General features: G+C 42.3%; 16 protein-coding genes and 1 riboswitch. Of the genes, 3 read left to right on the forward strand and 13 right to left on the reverse strand.

The window, feature by feature from the left end:
• Positions 1-50: 50 nt before the first annotated feature.
• A riboswitch (cyclic di-AMP (ydaO/yuaA leader) is annotated at positions 51-215 on the reverse strand.
• A 95-nt stretch (positions 216-310) separates the two neighbouring features.
• Complete coding sequence (locus tag A33I_RS16220) at positions 311-1,072, forward strand: DUF421 domain-containing protein (protein WP_235806203.1); 762 nt, start codon at positions 311-313, stop codon at positions 1,070-1,072.
• A gap of 11 nt (positions 1,073-1,083) precedes the next feature.
• Here the strand turns inward: A33I_RS16220 and A33I_RS16225 are convergent, their stop codons facing one another.
• The 7 genes from A33I_RS16225 to speE all read right to left on the reverse strand — a co-directional run bounded on the left by A33I_RS16225 (position 1,084) and on the right by speE (position 7,066).
• Positions 1,084-1,860: an alpha/beta fold hydrolase gene (locus A33I_RS16225; RefSeq protein WP_012960749.1), complete on the reverse strand. Its 777-nt coding sequence runs from the start codon at positions 1,858-1,860 to the stop codon at positions 1,084-1,086.
• 14 nt (positions 1,861-1,874) lie between these two features.
• Positions 1,875-2,045, reverse strand: a complete 171-nt coding sequence (locus tag A33I_RS16230) for a XapX domain-containing protein (protein ID WP_012960750.1) — start codon at positions 2,043-2,045, stop codon at positions 1,875-1,877.
• 62 nt (positions 2,046-2,107) lie between these two features.
• Positions 2,108-2,590 carry a DUF456 domain-containing protein gene (locus tag A33I_RS16235; protein WP_012960751.1) on the reverse strand — a complete coding sequence of 161 codons (483 nt, stop codon included), beginning with the start codon at positions 2,588-2,590 and terminating at the stop codon, positions 2,108-2,110.
• Between the two features lie 188 nt (positions 2,591-2,778).
• Positions 2,779-4,449 (reverse strand): arginine--tRNA ligase, encoded by a 1,671-nt coding sequence (argS, locus tag A33I_RS16240; RefSeq protein ID WP_022629403.1) that lies wholly within the window; start codon positions 4,447-4,449, stop codon positions 2,779-2,781.
• Between the two features lie 3 nt (positions 4,450-4,452).
• A complete protein-coding gene (locus tag A33I_RS16245; protein WP_012960754.1) occupies positions 4,453-4,890 on the reverse strand; it encodes a YwiB family protein in 438 nt (145 codons plus the stop codon).
• 460 nt (positions 4,891-5,350) lie between these two features.
• Positions 5,351-6,226, reverse strand: coding sequence for an agmatinase (gene speB, locus A33I_RS16250; RefSeq protein WP_022629404.1), 876 nt, complete (start codon positions 6,224-6,226; stop codon positions 5,351-5,353).
• A 12-nt stretch (positions 6,227-6,238) separates the two neighbouring features.
• On the reverse strand, positions 6,239-7,066 hold the full coding sequence (gene speE, locus A33I_RS16255) for a polyamine aminopropyltransferase (protein ID WP_022629405.1): 828 nt from the start codon (positions 7,064-7,066) through the stop codon (positions 6,239-6,241).
• A gap of 293 nt (positions 7,067-7,359) precedes the next feature.
• Between speE and A33I_RS16260 the strand changes: the two genes are divergently transcribed.
• On the forward strand, positions 7,360-9,477 hold the full coding sequence (locus tag A33I_RS16260) for a transglycosylase domain-containing protein (protein ID WP_022629406.1): 2,118 nt from the start codon (positions 7,360-7,362) through the stop codon (positions 9,475-9,477).
• Positions 9,478-10,006: 529 nt separating this feature from the next.
• Here the strand turns inward: A33I_RS16260 and nhaC are convergent.
• The 3 genes from nhaC to A33I_RS16275 form a co-directional block, all read right to left on the reverse strand.
• Positions 10,007-11,443: a Na+/H+ antiporter NhaC gene (gene nhaC / locus A33I_RS16265; protein ID WP_022629407.1), complete on the reverse strand. Its 1,437-nt coding sequence runs from the start codon at positions 11,441-11,443 to the stop codon at positions 10,007-10,009.
• A gap of 228 nt (positions 11,444-11,671) precedes the next feature.
• Entirely contained in the window at positions 11,672-12,394 is a 723-nt protein-coding gene (locus tag A33I_RS16270) for a hypothetical protein (RefSeq protein ID WP_051320853.1), read from the reverse strand.
• A 63-nt stretch (positions 12,395-12,457) separates the two neighbouring features.
• Positions 12,458-13,726 (reverse strand): Glu/Leu/Phe/Val family dehydrogenase, encoded by a 1,269-nt coding sequence (locus A33I_RS16275; protein WP_022629409.1) that lies wholly within the window; start codon positions 13,724-13,726, stop codon positions 12,458-12,460.
• Between the two features lie 272 nt (positions 13,727-13,998).
• Here A33I_RS16275 and A33I_RS16280 point away from each other — a divergent pair, with 272 nt between their 5' ends.
• Positions 13,999-15,402: a sigma-54 interaction domain-containing protein gene (locus A33I_RS16280; RefSeq protein ID WP_022629410.1), complete on the forward strand. Its 1,404-nt coding sequence runs from the start codon at positions 13,999-14,001 to the stop codon at positions 15,400-15,402.
• A 649-nt stretch (positions 15,403-16,051) separates the two neighbouring features.
• On the opposite strand, the gene A33I_RS16285 is transcribed toward A33I_RS16280, so the two are convergent.
• The 3 genes from A33I_RS16285 to A33I_RS16295 form a co-directional block, all read right to left on the reverse strand.
• On the reverse strand, positions 16,052-16,471 hold the full coding sequence (locus A33I_RS16285; RefSeq protein WP_022629411.1) for a pyridoxamine 5'-phosphate oxidase family protein: 420 nt from the start codon (positions 16,469-16,471) through the stop codon (positions 16,052-16,054).
• 92 nt (positions 16,472-16,563) lie between these two features.
• A complete protein-coding gene (locus A33I_RS16290; RefSeq protein ID WP_022629412.1) occupies positions 16,564-17,385 on the reverse strand; it encodes a GNAT family N-acetyltransferase in 822 nt (273 codons plus the stop codon).
• A gap of 236 nt (positions 17,386-17,621) precedes the next feature.
• Positions 17,622-17,904, reverse strand: a 283-nt coding sequence (locus A33I_RS16295; protein ID WP_022629413.1) for a YwhD family protein, incomplete at its 5' end; no start/stop codon positions are given.

Raw genomic sequence — 17,904 nt, forward strand, 5'->3', positions numbered from 1 at the left:
AAAAAAAAAAAACCATCACAAAGAAATGGCCTGTTATGTAAGACCTTTCTCTCTACTACATTTAACGCTTACGGAGTTAGCTGTCGGGTTAGGAATTGAGAGTATCCCTTCTTCAATTATGAAGACTCACCCCAAGACAATATAATACTGCCGGTTTCATTGGGTCCCCCGCACTGAAAAGGTGTTATTCTTGTCAGTTTAAGCGATTAAAAGGTGTGATATACGGTTTTCATAGAGTTAATTTACTCCTGTTGCGATCTGTTGTCAACCTTTCTTTTTTGTAGAAAATGTAAATCTTGTCTTATACGTTATGTGTGAATTGGAAAACCTTTTAGAGGAAGTAAAAGGAGGAAGAACTGTGGCTGAACACCTAGAAATTATTATTCGAACGCTAATTGCCTTTGCATCTTTATTTCTTGGCGCAAAACTGCTCGGAAAGCAGACGATTTCTCAAATGACGACCTTTGATTTTATAGCAACAATCACTCTCGGCTCGATTACGGCAAATCTTGCTTTTAATACGAGTGTACCGATTCACAGCGTATGGATTTCATTTGCCATGTTTGTGTTAATTATCTACATGGTCGAATACGCTGCCATGAAGAACCGAAAAGCGCGTAAGTTTTTTGCTGGTGACCCTACTGTAATCATTGAAAATGGAAAGCTGCTTGAGGGGAATATGCGGAAAATGCGTTATACATTAGATTATATGAATCAGCAGCTGCGTGAAATTAATATTTTTGATGTAAGTGAGGTGCTCGTTGCCATGGTCGAGCCAAATGGTACATTAACCGCTCTAAAAAAACAGGAGTTTCGGGAGGTGACAAAAGGAGACTTGAATTTGATTAGTCAGCCTGAAAAGCATATCGTACCGATCGAATTAATGATGGACGGAGTGGTCATTACTCGCAATCTCCAAGAAAATAACATTGAAAAACAGTGGCTTATGGACCAGCTAGAGAAACGAGGAGTGTTAAAAAAGGAGGTTATGTATGCCGTCTTAGCACCTAATGGAAAGCTCTATATTGATACGTATCATGACTTTATCCCGCAGCCGATCGATAAAGAATAAACGAAGGCATCTTATAAGATCTGCCTCCGCAACAGCCATTCTCGTATTGCTTGATTACATTCATCCTGACGCTTAGTCGGTACTTGATGAGCAACTCCTTGCACATAAACCACTTCCACGTCATGAGCTCTTTTTAAATAATCGTACATATAGTTATGCATGATGAGATCACGGCTGCCATATATCAAAAGCAACGGCACTGTTAATTGATTAAGGCGCCCAATCGACTGGTATTCATATCCGAGCCTGTACGTTTCAGATAAAACATCTGGATTTACTTCTTTGATCACCGATTGCATTTCCTTCGCATGCTCTTTATTCTTAAAGTGCGCATGCGGCAAAACATAGCTGATCAGATTCATCCATTTCTTTTTGGCAGCCCACATGCCAAGCTTAAACTCCTTGTCTAAAAGAAAGCTTGTTACTTCCGGAAATCCCCCAATCAAAACCACTCCGGCTGTAATGTTCGGATACTTCAAGGCAAACTCTTGAGCAATAGAACCACCGTTTGAGTACCCAACGATAATGGCTTTTTTTGCACGCATTTTTTTTAATACCGCTCTGATGCATTCGGCTGACTCTTCAATTGAAAAAGCTTTAGCAGCCCCTTTTGTGCTATGACCAACTCCAGGAAGATCTACCACAACGACTTTCCCTACATCAGCTAATGCATATTGATATCGGAATGTAAGATGTGACATGGCAGGAGGATGAATAAAGACTAATGGAGTGCCGCCTCCACGCACTTCATAAAAAATCTTGATGCCTTGATACGATACGTACGCCATGCCATCCCTACCTCCTACTTCATAATCATCGGCCAAATCATTTCATATAATTTGTAGCCTAAATAAATACCGACAATCCCCATAATCCCCGGAAGTGCTGGAGGTGCTGGAATTGGCAGCTTAACTAGTGCAAAGACAAATCCTACAATAAGCCCTGCTAAAATTGCGAGTAAAATTTCCTGCATGATGTCATCCTTCTTTCTGAGATGTCTCTCTTACTTTGTGTGTTTACGACTAGATTATGCCTTTAAATAAAGACTTCAATAAAAAACCAAATAATTAATACGGCTTGAACGAGTGCTTTGGCTGCAGTTCCGCTTAGAAAAGCAAAGAAAGAGGCTATTGCTACCAGAACAGCTTGTCTTGCATCCTTTGTTGCGATGAACTCAGTAATGAAGACTAGCGCAAAAGGTACGAGAATAATACCGAATGGCGGCATGATAAAGGAGCCGACAATCACCCCTACAGCAGCCATCCGCTCACTCCATTTTGACCCGCCGTATTTCTTCACAAAAAACTGACTGGCAATTAGATCAGCAGCAAACAATAAAACAGTCAAAACGCCAGCGCCAATCCAAAACCAAACCGAAAGAGCCGCACCGTCGATGAAGAAAATATAAAGGATAAACCCTGCCCATAAGACGAGGACAGAGGGAACGATCGGAAATAGTAATCCAACAAAACTTAAAATAAATAAAGCAATAATTAAAATCCAAATAACAGCTTCCATGATATTCTCCTTTCTAAATACAGTGCTCTTAAATCTTGGGGTTAGGCTACTGGGTTAGTGTCAGCTCGCCGCTCCTGAAATATGCTTCGCTTTCCGCGGTGAGCTGCTGAGCTTCCTCGGGCTTTGGCCCTGTGGGATCTCAGCACATCAAAAAGCCCCCTTTCTAGGGAAAAGGGAGCTCTTAGGTGTTACATCTTTTCTGGTGCTGATACGCCTACAAGTGATAGGGCGTTTTGAATCGTAATTTGTGTTGCTTTCATTAAAGCAAGACGTGCTTTACTCTTATCTTGGTCTTCAGAATCAATTACACGCTCAGCATTATAGAAGCTGTGAAGTGCAGAAGCTAAGTCATGCGCATAATTCGTAATACGGTGAGGCATTTTCTTTTCTGCTGCTTCTGCAACAACTGCCGGGAAATCACCGATTGCTTTTAGAAGATCGTATTCTTTTTCAGTCGATACAGCGGAAAGGTCTGTATTTTCATCATATGATAGTCCAAGCTCTTCGCCTTGACGAAGCATGCTGCATACACGAGCATGGGCATACTGTACATAGAATACTGGGTTCTCATTTGATTTAGATACAGCAAGGTCCATATCAAAATCAAGTTGAGAATCTGCACTACGCATTGCAAAGAAGTAACGAACCGCATCAATGCCTACTTCCTCCATTAAATCACGAAGGGTTACAGCCTTACCTGTACGCTTGCTCATCTTCACTTTCTCTCCACCTTGATACAAGCTCACCATCTGAATGATCTGCACTTCAAACTGCTCAGGAGAATATCCAAGTGCTTGGATTGCCGCTCTCATACGAGGGATGTAGCCGTGATGGTCCGCACCCCAAATGTTAATCAGCTTATCAAAGCCGCGTTGCATTTTATCTTGGTGATACGCAATATCAGGTGTTAAATATGTGTATGTGCCGTCATTTTTGATTAATACACGATCTTTATCATCGCCGTATGTTGTTGAACGGAACCAAGTTGCCCCGTCCTGCTCATAGGTCTCCCCTTTTTCATCAAGCGTTTCAAGTACTTCAATGACTTTATTTGACTCATAAAGACTTGTTTCAGAGAACCAGTGGTCAAATTCAACACGGAACTCTCTTAAGTCTGATTTGATTTTATCGAGCTCTTTTTGCAATCCGTATTGACGGAAAAATTCACGACGCTCAGATTCTGAGACGTTTACATATTTGTCGCCATGTTCTTCAGCAAGTGCTTTACCGAACTCGACAATATCTTGCCCGCGGTAACCTTCCTCAGGCATCTCTTTATCTTGACCTAGAGCTTGGAAATAACGAGCTTCCAGTGACAGCGCAAGGTTATTAATTTGATTTCCAGCATCATTAATATAGTATTCACGCTCTACATCATAGCCAGCTTTGCTTAACACGTTACACAACGCATCACCAACTGCCGCACCGCGTGCATGTCCTAAGTGCAAGCTTCCTGTTGGATTGGCTGAAACGAACTCGACCTGGATCTTCTCACCATTGCCAACATTCGTTTCACCGTATGCTTCTTTTGCAGATAAAACAGCTGGTACAATCTCACGAAGGTAGCTTTTGTTCATGAAAAAGTTAATGAACCCTGGCCCTGCAATATCGATTTTTTCAATTGATGCTTTTTCTTTGTCAAGCTGAGACGTGAGCTCTTCTGCAATTTGACGCGGCGCTTTCTTTGCAATACGCGCCAGCTGCATTGCCATATTTGTTGCATAATCTCCATGCGCTTTGTCTTTTGGCGCTTCAAGAACTACTTCAGGAAGCACATCTTCTGTTGCAAGCCCTGCTGAAATCACGGCTGCTTTTATTTCTTCTTTTAACTTTTGCTTCATTTGTTCAACACTGTTCATCTTTTAATGATCCTCCTCTAATGTTAAGCGTACTTCATGCTGCCCGGCATCTTGTCCCTGTAATAAAAATCGGTACTTGATGTGGATCTTGCCGCGCTGTTTACGCGTCGGCCATGTCACTAGTACTTTATCTGTCACTGCCTTCGTTTCCCACGACGCATCTGGTGTCACGTACCGGCCAAGTGATTCCTCGCCTGATATAAATGCTTGACGCATGAGCACAGTCCCTTGCCTGATCAGCATCAGCTCACGTCCATCCCATTTCATCGTCGTCTGAACAGATTCTGTCTCTGTTAACGCCTCTTCAAAACGCAGATAATCCTGATTTCCTTTATGATACAGCTCACCTCGAGTGGTGAACTCATAGGAATCGGTATGATCATCATGCTGAATTTTATTTTGGAAGATCATCTTTACCGTTCTCTTCGTTGGTTTATTCATTCAGTCGCACACCTTTCTAAAAGTGCGGGGTTTAGACAAGTCTAAACAACCATTCTTCTATTGTTCAAGTTTAGCGATTTTAAGGCTTCGTTGCAAGGCTCTGTTCTGTGTCGATTTGATTTTCAGAAAGAGGAACGAAAAAGATGAGCGTCTTACCGTCCGCTCATCTTGATGTCGCTATATATACCGCATGACAGAACACTTGCTTACGCTTTTCTGTCCAGCTTCTGCTCGTTGTCCTGCGGGTAAAAACGGTGCATCGAATGGAGTCAAAAAGCGACTTCATATCGCTCCCCCTTATTTTACCGCATGACAGAACACTCGCTTACGCTTTTCTTTGTCCAGCTTCATGACATTGCCCTTCGAGAAACTTTTGTGAATCAAAATGAAGTCAAAAAGCGACTTCTTTTTGATTCCCCTAAGTTTTCGAATGCCAGAACATGTCATTACGCTCTTCTATCTATCTGTCTGCCCATCCTAGTATGATCTCTCTGATCATTTTGCTTGCTGTGATTTGTGTTTGTTCGGTTGGGTCATACGCTGGAGCTACTTCTACTAAGTCGGCTCCGATAATGTTGATGTTTGATTCGGCAATCGACATAATCGCATCGAGCAGCTCTTTTGATGTGATACCGCCAGCTTCTGCTGTTCCTGTTCCTGGTGCGCATGACGGGTCAAGAACATCGATATCGATCGTTACATATACATTGCGACCGGCAAGGGTTGGGAGAACTTTCTTTAACGGCTCTGCTACTTCGAATTTAGACATATGCATGCCTGATTCTTTCGCAAATTGAAACTCCTCACGCATCCCTGAACGAATTCCAAATGAATAGACGTTCTCTGGGCCAATCAACCCGCATGCTTTACGGATTGGCGTCGAGTGTGAAAGCACCTCGCCTTCATACTCTTCACGCAAGTCAGCATGAGCATCAATATGGATGATAGCCATGTTGTCGTATTTCTTGTTCATTGACTTGAAAATCGGCCAAGATAAAAGATGCTCTCCACCAAGCCCGATTGGAAACTTACCATCAGCTAACAGCTTATCGACATACTCTTCTACCATATCTAGGCTGCGTGCGGCATTACCGAATGGAAGAGGGATGTCTCCCGCATCAAAGTAGTTTACTTCTTCTAAATGCTTGTCCATATACGGGCTGTACTCTTCAAGTCCAAGAGATGCTTCGCGGATACGGTTTGGACCAAAACGAGAACCCGGACGAAATGATACTGTCCAGTCCATCGGCATACCGTAAATTACCGCTTTTGCATCCTCATAGTTCGGGTTGCTCATTATAAATACTTTGCCTGAATAAGCTTCATCAAATCGCATCGAAATTCCTCCTTATTTCACAAGATCGCTAACAAATTTCGGAAGTGCAAAGGAAGCTTTGTGAAGGTCTTTTGTGTAGTAATTTGTTTCGATCTCATGGAAACGCTCGTCCGCTACTTCTAAAGGATCGTGCTTTTTAGAACCGATTGTGAATGTCCAAAGCCCGCTTGGGTATGTTGGAATATTCGCAGTGTACAGACGTGTAATCGGGAAGATCTCACGTACGTCACGTTGAACTTGTGTAATAAGGTCTTTATGGAACCAAGGGTTATCTGTCTGTGCAACGAAAATACCGTCTTCTTTCAGCGCACGAGAGATTCCTTCGTAGAATCCTTTTTCAAATAATTTTACAGCTGGTCCTACAGGCTCTGTTGAATCAACCATAATGACATCATACTCATTTTCAGCTTTAGCAATATGCATGAAGCCATCATCTACTTGAACATCCACGCGTGCATCATCAAGAGCACCTGCAATAGATGGTAAGTATTTTTTAGAGTACTCGATTACTTTTCCGTCGATTTCAACAAGTGTCGCACGCTCTACAGATGGGTGCTTTAACACTTCACGAATTACCCCGCCGTCTCCTCCTCCTACAACAAGAACATGCTTAGGATTAGGGTGTGTGAATAATGGCACGTGAGCCACCATTTCGTGATAAACGAATTCATCTTTCTCTGTTGTCATAACCATGCCGTCAAGAACAAGCATGTTGCCGAACTCTTCTGTTTCAACAACGTCTAATTGTTGAAAGTCTGTCTTTTCGCTATGTAGCGTACGTTTAATTTTTGCTGTAATACCAAAGCGCTCTGTTTGTTTTTCTGTGAACCATAATTCCATTTCGCTTCACCTCATCTAATATAGTGTACTTCGTTTATATGACTGACATCTGTATCTATTTCACTCGTACCTTGTTTTAGATACACACAAACATGGAAGGCAGTAAATATCCTTCCACATGTTCCTTATTTTCATCATAACAGATGAAATTATATAGGAAACAATCAAAAAAGCAAGCAAAATTTACCCCCCTTCTAACACCTCATGTTTAAAACGATTTAAAAGAGCCGAAGATGGTAAAAAACGCACATTTGCGCGCTATTTTAAATCTGGATTTTAATGAGGTGACCGAGATGGAAGTCATCATGAATAGAAGAAATAAAAGACGAAGAAGTCTGCTGCGTCTCTTTTTCAGACTCTTTCTTTTAGGGCTCGTACTGGCACTTGGCGGAGCAGTGGCGTTAATGTCGTATGCAAAAATGCAAGGGCCGCCTCCGCTAAGCGTAGCTCAAACAACAGAATATCTAGCTGTTGACGACAGTACAATTGGTGAAAGCCACCGAGGACAGAATCGTTACTTTGTTCCGTTTAACGAAATTTCACCGTATGTCGTTGATGCGACATTAGCGATTGAGGACCGGAAGTTTTACGACCACCTTGGATTTGACCCAACAAGAATCGGCGGGGCGATTGTCGCAAATCTTCGTTCAGGCTCGCGCTCACAAGGAGCAAGTACGATTACTCAGCAGTATGCACGTAATTTATATTTATCTCATGATAAAACATGGGTCAGAAAATGGAATGAACTGATTTACTCCCTTCGTCTTGAGATGAACTATGAAAAGGAACAAATTTTAGAAGGCTATCTTAATACGATTTATTACGGACACGGAGCGTATGGGATTGAAGCCGCTTCTCACTATTTTTTTGATAAAGACTCAAAAGATCTTACTTTAGCTGAAGCAAGTATGCTAGCAGGCATCCCAAAAGGACCAAGCTATTACTCACCAAACTTTGACGAACCCCGCGCTAAGGCAAGGCAGGAACTTATTTTAGATGCGATGGTTGAAGTCGGCAGCGTGAGCCGTGCAGAGGCGGAAGACGCAAAGGACGAGCACCTCGCTTACAAAAATAAAGAATTGGTAAGCGGGCTGCAGATCGGCCCGTACTTCCAAGATATCGTTGAAGCACAGTTAATAGAAGAAGCCGGGATTGAACCTGCTAGAATTGAGGCTGGAGGATTAAAAGTGTATACGACACTTGATGCCGACATGCAGCAAAAAGCGGAGAAATGGGTTGAACGTGAGATGCCGCCCGTTCCTGTCGCAGCACAAAACAAAGCGCTGACAGATGCTGAGCGGGCCACCATGATTCTACAAACATCTCTTGTCGCAATCGACCCTCGGACCGGCGATGTACGAGCATTAGTAGGAGGACGAGATTATTCTGAGAGTCCTTATAATCGTGCTACGCATGCTCACCGTCAGGCTGGTTCGACATTTAAACCGTTTCTCTACTATGCAGCTCTTGAGAATGGTTCGACACCTGCTTCAACATTATTAAGTGAACCAACGCAATTTCAAATCGATGAAGGACGCGCGATTTACTCTCCTAGTAATTTCGGCAATAACTACGCGAATGACTTCATTACACTACTGCAGGCGATCGCCTTCTCTGATAACATTTATGCTGTAAAAAGTCTGCTTGTCCTTGGAACAGAGAAATTAATTGATGTCGCTGAACGTGTGGGCATTATCAGTCCACTGCCTGAGACAGCATCACTCGCCTTAGGTTCTGCCGATGTCACATTACTTGAAATGGTCAATGGCTACAGTCCTTTTGCAAATGGAGGACAAAAGGTAAAGCCGCGCTTTATCCGCAAAGTTGTCGACTTAAATGGACGTGTGCTCTATGAGAGTGAACCAGAAAAAGAACAAGTGCTGGATCCTAAGCTTGCTTTTATTATGACCGATCTTATGACAGGCATGTTTGACCCAAGCTTAAACGCTCATGCAGGAGTCACAGGCGGATCAGTAGCACATCTTGTTAACAGACCGGTAGCTGGAAAAAGCGGATCTACTCCTCAGGACAGCTGGATGATCGGCTATACGCCACAGCTTGTGACCGGCGTGTGGGTAGGATACGATAAAGCAACACCGATTGATCAGCGGACGGAAGGACAAATTTCTAAGAAGATTTGGGCTAACTTTACAGAAGATGCGCTCAAAAACGAGTTGAAGCTGCCATTTCAAAAGCCTCGCGGGGTCGTTGCTGTTGAGATGAATCCGCAAAGCGGCTACCTGGCAAGTGAAACGTGCCCAAAAAGCCGAACAACGTATTTTATCGCTGGAACGGAACCTACGAAAACCTGCCCGGAGACAGCGAATGCGGACGGTACGGATGTAATTGATGAAGAAGCACATGAAGAAGAACGTTTGATAGATAAATTTTTTAAATGGTTCGGTCACTAATGATCATAGCCAGATGCAAAGAGGTTAGGACAGTCGTATTTTAGCTTATTGGGATACAACCATTACAGATGCTGAGCCTGTATGTCTCTCCTGTCGCTGGGTTACTGCTGTGTTTAATTATCATATGGACTGATATAGTTATATCTTCAAGCTTTTTTAACATCAAATGCCTCAAACAAGGGTTATAGCGGATTCGCCGCCGCTCCTGAACTATACTTCGCTTTTCACGGGGAGCTAGTGAGCTTCCTCGGGCTTTGCCCTGTGGGATCTCACTTTTACTCTAGGCCCCGTAGAAGTCTCCGTATAGTTCATCCGCTACATTATTGCTTAGTTGAGGTATTTAGTGGGATGATTTAGTTATGGTTCAGTTCAATTAACAACACAATTATTTTCTCCCACTTTTTCTAAGATCACTGATTAAGGGGTGGAGCTACTTAGCCTCATTCTCGCTTCGTTGATTGAAGCGGAGGTTACAAGTTTCTATGCAAAACGAAAAAAGCTTAGGGAGCGCTCCCTAAGCTTTTTTTATTTAGATGGCTTTTTGTTCACTCTCTTGTTCGGTGCGTTCCATTTGCAGAGCCTCTTCATCTGTTAACCGTGTAATTGTAAATCCTGTCCATGCATAAATAATCGATAAAACAGGCACCACAAAGTTCAATACGGCATAAGGAGCATATTCAAACGGATGAACCGCGAGCGTCGCAAAAATAAAGATCGCACACGTATTCCAAGGAACAAATACTGACGTTAAGGTCCCGCCATCCTCTACTGCCCTTGATAAATTTTTCGGGTGAAGCTTCTTGTCTTTAAAGCTTTGCACATACATTCTACCTGGAAGAACGACTGAAATGTACTGCTCAGCTGTCGTTACATTTGTAAAGAAAGCAGAAGAAATTGCCGTTGTCAGCAGTCCTTTTGATGTTTTAGCAAGCTTTAGAATTTGGTCCACCATCGCTTTTAACATACCTGTATTTTCAAGCACTCCTCCAAAGGTCATCGCAACAATCGTTAGCGAGACGGTGTACATCATGGCTTCAATTCCGCCACGATTAAACAAGCTGTCAATCATCTCATTGCCAGATGCAATGCTAAAACCGTCATTTAATGTATTTACAGCCTCTCCAACCGAACCACCTTGAATCAGAATATGAGAAAGAAAACCTAAAATAACCCCGACTGTCAGGGCTGGCAATGCTGGTACTTTTCTTGCCACAAGAAAGATAACGCCTGCTGGCACTAATAACAGCCAAGGTGTAATCACAAAATTGCCCTCGAGGCTTGTCATCATATCTGCTACATTACTGTCAATTACACCAGAGCCAGAGAATTGTCTTCCTAAATACCAATAAACAACTAAGGCAATGATCAATCCGGGAATCGTTGTAGCAAGCATATGCTTAATATGTTCAAACAAATCTACACCAACAACCCCTGCTGCGAGGTTTGTCGAGTCAGATAAAGGAGACATCTTATCCCCAAAGTATGCACCGGAAATAATGGCTCCGGCAATCATTGGAGCCGGAAGGCCCATGCTGATTCCAATTCCCATACCAGCTACACCGATTGTCCCCATTGTTGACCATGAGCTTCCGATTGCCAATGCCACAATCGCCGAGATAATTGTCATTGTCATTAAAAATACTTCCGGTGAAATGAGCTTTAACCCGTAATAGACCATCGCAGCAATAATTCCCCCGCCAATCCATGCCCCAATAATAACGCCGACAATGATGATAATAACAACAGCCGGCAAAGCAAGACGGATCCCTTTATAAATACTTGCTTCTACTTCCTTCCACGTAAATCCAGATCGCCACGCTATGAAAGCGGATACAACAGTTCCCAGAATGAGTGGAATATGTGGCGCTCCTTCAAACACAACTATTGTAAAACTCATCGCAATGATCATGATTATTAGCGGTATAACAGCCAAGCCAAACGAAATCGGTTTTCTCTCTTTTTCCATATGTACTCCCCCAGCCTCTTCAATTCATACAATTTCTGTTGTCGATTTAACATTTAAAATTATCAAACTATTACTTGCAAGCTTCATGCCAATGCTAAAACATTCATTTAATCAGTACATTCACAAAAGAAAAGAGGGAGTAAGGCAAAAATCTTTTCTTTCCGAAAAAAAATTTAACACGAATGCCCGCTCCTTCTTTTACACAAGCAAATTTGAGGTGCAAAAAATTTAGCTCTTGCTGTTCGATGCTTTCGGTTTAGCAAAGACTATTGACTGCTTGCTCTCTTGATCTATCCATTCAAGCCCGTAATACCCTTCATTTAGCAGCCTGCTTTGTTCGCCAATATCGGCTAAAGGTACGATCTTCTTAGTATTATGATCAACCACAATCTCGACTGATAATTGTTTTAATAGAATGTATCGCAGGTGCCCTGCATACTTTTCTTTCACTTTTACGATGAACATACCTTGAGCAAGTTTATCTTTCAAACTTGGAATATTAAATGGGTGAACCGTACAGCATACATACTCAAACTCTGATGTATTCTCTACCAACTCCCTCATCACTAAAACTGCAAGACGTTTTTGAAGTCCATTCCCTCGGTAATCAGGAAGGACAATCGAGATCTCCTGGTGGATAACTTTCATTTGCTCATTAGGCGATAACCCAAGGTCGCGGCCTAGATTTTCTTTGTCTTCTCCTGGAAACCATAATGCTCTAAAGGCTGTTAAGTACCCTTTTACGAACACTCCAAGCATCAACCCGTCCCCTTTTAAGATTAACGTGAACTCTTCCTCACTTAAAGGCTGCAGGCGCTCTTTGTTCTCCAGTGTATCAAGAACAACTTGCTGAACTTTTAAGACTTCATTCAAGTCTTCCATTGTTAACCTTCTAACTTGGTATACTTCTTTTGTCTGATCCTTTCGCTTGATTAGCTCGCCAGTATACATACGAATTTCTCCCCTTATGAAAAAAAGCCAAGCGAACACTTGGCTCATTTCCTTTTTCATTTCTTAAACCCACCCTCTAAACTTAGAAGCTTCTGCCATCTTTCTTACCCCTACCATATATGCAGCAAGTCGTGTATCAACTTGATGTCTTTGGGCTGTGTCTAGCACATTGTTAAATGCTTTAACCATTTTATCTTTTAATTTACCTAAAACTTCTTCTTCTGACCAGTAGTAACCGAGATTATTTTGTACCCATTCAAAATAGGAGACAGTCACTCCTCCAGAACTAGCAAGAACATCCGGTACGAGAAGAACTCCTCTTTTTGATAGAATTTCTGTTGCCTCGAGCGTTGTCGGACCGTTTGCTGCTTCTACGACAATTTTAGCTTTAATTGCATTTGCATTTTCTTCTGTAATTTGATTGGCGATCGCTGCTGGAACTAAAATATCACATTCCCGTTCAAGCAGCTCTTGGTTTGTAATTGTTCGCTTAAATAATGTCGTTACTGTACCAAAGGAATCACGCTTAGAAAGTAAATACTCAATATCCAATCCATTCTCATCATAAAGAGCTCCATATGCATCGGAGATCCCTACTACATTCGCTCCTCTTTGATGAAGAATTTCCGCCAAGAAACCTCCTGCATTTCCAAAGCCTTGAATAATCACTTTTGCTCCTTCAAGATCAAGAGCTTTTTTCTTTGCAGCTTCTTCTATACAAATCGTCACGCCCATAGCAGTGGCCGTTTCTCTTCCATGAGAACCGCCAAGGACCAACGGTTTTCCTGTAATAAATCCAGGGGAATCAAATTCACGGATACGGCTGTATTCATCCATCATCCATGCCATAATTTGTGAGTTTGTAAAAACATCTGGCGCTGGGATATCTTTCGTTGGTCCAACAACCTGGCTGATTGCTCGAACATATCCCCGAGATAATCTTTCAAGCTCAGGAAACGACATAGTACGCGGATCACAAACAATGCCCCCTTTTCCTCCCCCGTAGGGAACATCAACAATTCCGCACTTTAAGCTCATCCAAATGGATAAAGCCTTCACTTCATTTTCTGTCACTTCCGGATGAAAGCGTACGCCGCCTTTTGTAGGCCCTACCGCATCATTATGTTGAGAGCGGTACCCTGTGAACACTTTAACTTCACCATTATCTAGCTTAATTGGTATGCGTACGGTAAGCATACGCTGCGGCTCCTTGAGCAATTCAAACATGTCCTCACCATAACCTAGATTAGACAATGCTTGATCAACGACCTGCTGTGTTGAAGCTAATACATCTTTCTTTACAACTTTCACTTTCGTCTCCACTTTACCCATCTTCTCACCCCGCCAATATATTTAAATTACTTTTGTAACGCTAGTTGAGATTTTCTTATTTACCTTATTGCAATCATCATGCCAACTCTATTACTCGAAACAAATACCTGCTCCCCCCTGTTTAATTGAAAAAATAGTATCTCCATGGAAAAAACTTTAAAGAGCGACAAATAATTTTTCGTTTTAAATCGAAAATTGAAAATTTAATTTGCTGAATACACTCTTCTTCGCTTAAGATATAAAAAAACGAGTTTTTCCACGAGGTGAGCGTGTTGGAACAATACGAGCAAATAAGAAAGCAGCTAACCATTTATGAAACATTAATCAATGAAATCGATGCTGGTATTCATGTCATTGATGAATACGGAAAAACAATTATTTACAACGACAAAATGATGGAAATAGAATCACTTTCAAGAGAAGACGTGCTTAATAAAGACTTTTTAGATATCTTCAAATTTAAAGACAAGCAAGGAAGCACCCTGCTTGAGGCGCTGCACCATCAAAAAGTCTCTGCCCATAAAAAGCAAACCTATTTCACTAAAGGCGGCAAAGAGATTACGACCATGAATAGAACGTTTCCAATCTATGACGGAGAAAACATAATTGGAGCGATGGAAGTGGCAAAGGATGTAACTAAGCTTGAACAGTTAATCAGAAGGAATATGGAGCAAAAGGGAAATACACGCTACACCTTTGACAGCATTATAGGCGGGAGTCAGGCTATAAGTGAGGTGATCGAACATACTAAACGAGCGACAAGAACTCCTTCTTCCGTTCTGATCGTCGGTGAAACAGGGACAGGAAAGGAGCTTTTTGCTCAAAGTATTCATAACGGCAGTGATCGTACGCAAAGACCGTTTATATCTCAAAACTGTGCAGCCATGCCTGATACGCTGATTGAGAGCATTCTTTTCGGAACAAGCAAGGGAGCCTTTACAGGTGCGACAGAAAAGATCGGCCTGTTTGAACAGGCTGAAGGCGGAACATTATTACTAGACGAGATCAACTCCCTGAGTCCCGCTCTTCAAGCTAAGCTGCTGCGCGCTATTCAAGAGAAGTCAATAAGAAGAATCGGCGATACGATTGATCGGAAAGTAGATGTACGGATCATATCTACAATCAACGAGGATCCGATTGAAGCAATTGCTGAGAATCGCCTTCGAAAAGATTTATTTTACCGGTTAAGCGTGGTTTCCTTATTTATTCCAGCCTTAAGAGAGCGGAAAGAAGATATTCCATTACTCGTAGAATCTTTTATTGGTAAATATAACCAGCTATTTCGAATGGACGTTTTAGGAGTGACAGAGGAGGTTCACGAGATTTTTCGACAATATGACTGGCCTGGAAATGTCCGAGAGCTTGAACATATCATTGAAGGGGCGATGAATTTAGTTATTGACGAAGAATGGATCGATGTTAGCCACCTGCCTTACAGTCTTAAAAATAAAACACACCTTCTTAAGCAAACGGTGACAGCACCTGTTCGAGAAACTGAAAATTTCAACGATCAGGCCGAGCCTCGCATTTTAAAAGATTACTTACATGAAGCGGAGAGATACTACATTAATAAAGCGTTAGAAAAGCATAAATATCATAAAACCAATGCTGCAAGCGAACTCGGACTTAGCCGGCAAACCTTGCAATACCGGATGAAGCGTTTAAATATTGAGTAACTGAAAGAGGCTGAGACAAAAGGATGTTAAAGTTATTTTACATAAAGTTCCTCAAACAAGGGTTATAGCATAGGCGTCGCTGCTGAAATATGCTTCGCTTTCCGCGGTGAGCTGCTGAGCTTCCTCGGGCTAATGCCCTGTGGGATCTCAGCCCTGCTCTAGGCACCGCTGGAGTCTACGCATATTTCATCCGCTAGGGTTACTCCTTCTTTCTTGTGGAAATTTAGTGGAATGATTTAGTTAGGGTTCAGATCATTTCAATTTAACATTGCTGTTATCCATCGCCTCATTTGATCAGGTGTCAGAACAGCTGCTTACGATGAGGGAGCAACTAAACTTCATTCTCGCACCGTTGATTGAAGCGGAAGGGACTCGACTCCTGCGGGATGTGCGTGGCCAGGGAAGACCCCACAGGAGCGTAGCGACGAGGAGGCTTCCGGACCGCCCGCGGAAAGCGAGTCCCTGCAGCGTAGATCAACAACTGCAGCAGGGGAGACTTTTTCAATCTGTATTGCTCCAATAGGCCCGCACAGGAGCAAAGCGATGAGCAAGATCCCGGACCGCCTGCGGAAAGCGGGTCCCTTTAGCGTAGAACAACACTAATGTGTAAGACAAAAAACACCGCCTCTAATGAGAAGCGGTGTCTCTTTTATAGTTCTAATACTTGCGGCTCTTCGCCAGCATTCATTAATCTGATCATAGAAGGCTTGATCTCTAATACAATATAAGACGGATCCTCTGGTCCATCAAACCATTTGCTAAAAGAGTCACTCCAAATCTTCTTCTTCAGCTCAGAAGAGTCACGAATCACAGCTGTTCCTTCTACTTCCACATACTTATCTCCTAGCCCTTCTCCTTCATACCCTAAAAGAATATGCACATTCGGGTTTTCCTCAATTTCTTCCGCTTTATGAGTATCTTTGTCTGTCGGTGTAAAAAGGGTAAAGTCTTCGTTAAAGAATGACATATAACGCGAGTGTGGCTTATTATTTTTGACAGTCGCTAACGTACCAATCTTTTGGTTTTTCAACACATCGAGAACTTTGTCTTTTAACTCTTGTTCATTCATTCTATACATCCCCTTTAAATAGATTGTACAAGTAGTATTCCTTTCCTGCTGGCTACTTAAACACCTATTTAGTATGGGACAGCGAACTCGTTCTATTCTTTAAACAGAAAATAATCCTGTGAGCCGGTCTCAATGAACCCAACAGACGTATACAGCTTCAGGGCACGTGGATTTTCAAGTGCCACCTCAAGATGAATATCGCGCCCTTTAGCACGTTCCCGTTCCACTACTTGCTGCAGCACGCTTCTGCCAATGCCTCTCCCTTGCATAGCTGGTGTCACGACAAAGCCATAAATCCAAGACTCATTACGTTCATCGACTATACGGAGTTTACCAGCCTTAACTTCACCCGCATAAATAATGTAGGTCCCCTCTTCAACGCCTGACTTATACATCGAACCCGCTTCTGCCTCGCTCATGTCAAAACCTAGAGCGTCCATTTTTATAATATAAGCTAGGTCCGTATCACTTGCTTCGGATAGAGTCACCTCACCCGTTGCTGATGTTTTCATCTTGTTAGGATGCCATTTCATTTGGTGTTCAGAAAACGAGTAAGCTGTCGGCAGGCTCTTAGCAAAGCTTTGTCCGGACACGGATTTGGCTGGAGCGTTTACTAAAACATGATTTATTCCAGCAGCCTTTAATTGAGCCACCGCTTCTAAGATGAGCCTTGTAGCATGGCCTTTTCTACGTTCTATTGGTTTGACCATGCCGCATACTTCCGCTTTGTTCCCGAAACGATAAGTCCCAACAAAAGCAATCAGCTCATCCTTGTCGTAATAAAAAAAATCGTGCTGCTCATCCCCCTCTCTTTTTTGGAGCATATCCCAATTTAACTTCAAATTAATCTCATCATGTTTCTCCACTTCTTCTTGCAATAATTTAATATCTTGTAATGTTTTTTGCCCGAGCATCTTTTGTCCTCCAACGTATGTAATCCTTATTTCATTCGCTATATGTTGAAGGAATCCTCTAGGAGAAAATGAAAAAGCACGAAGGCAAATTGCCTCCGTGCTTTTTCGTGTCCTAGTATAAATGTGTCTTTATACTACCTCAAGTTTACTCCCTCTTTCCAAAAAGCTCAAGTGGGCAGTTCAGTGTTCAAAAATCGTTCATACTTCATCTAAATTTACTATTTACAAGGAAGATATTATTCTTCTCCGCTTAACAGCGCCTCATGGAGTTCTTTTTCAGAGTGATTCCACATTGCTTCATTATGTGATTTCAAGAAATCAGCGAGAATCTTTTTGGATTTTTGATCCATATCATCGACAAGAATTTTACCCTTTAATGACTTATCCATTTTATTTACATGTTCCGGCAGACTCTTATATCCACGACGGATTTCTGTATCCACTGTCATCTCACAGCCCGCTACTCCTGCATAATACGGCTTGCTGTCTTTATATTGAATTGTTACCCACACAAGCCAG

The sequence above is a fragment of the Alkalihalophilus marmarensis DSM 21297 genome, assembly GCF_000474275.2.
Taxonomy (GTDB): Bacteria; Bacillota; Bacilli; order Bacillales; family Bacillaceae_D; genus Alkalihalophilus; species Alkalihalophilus marmarensis.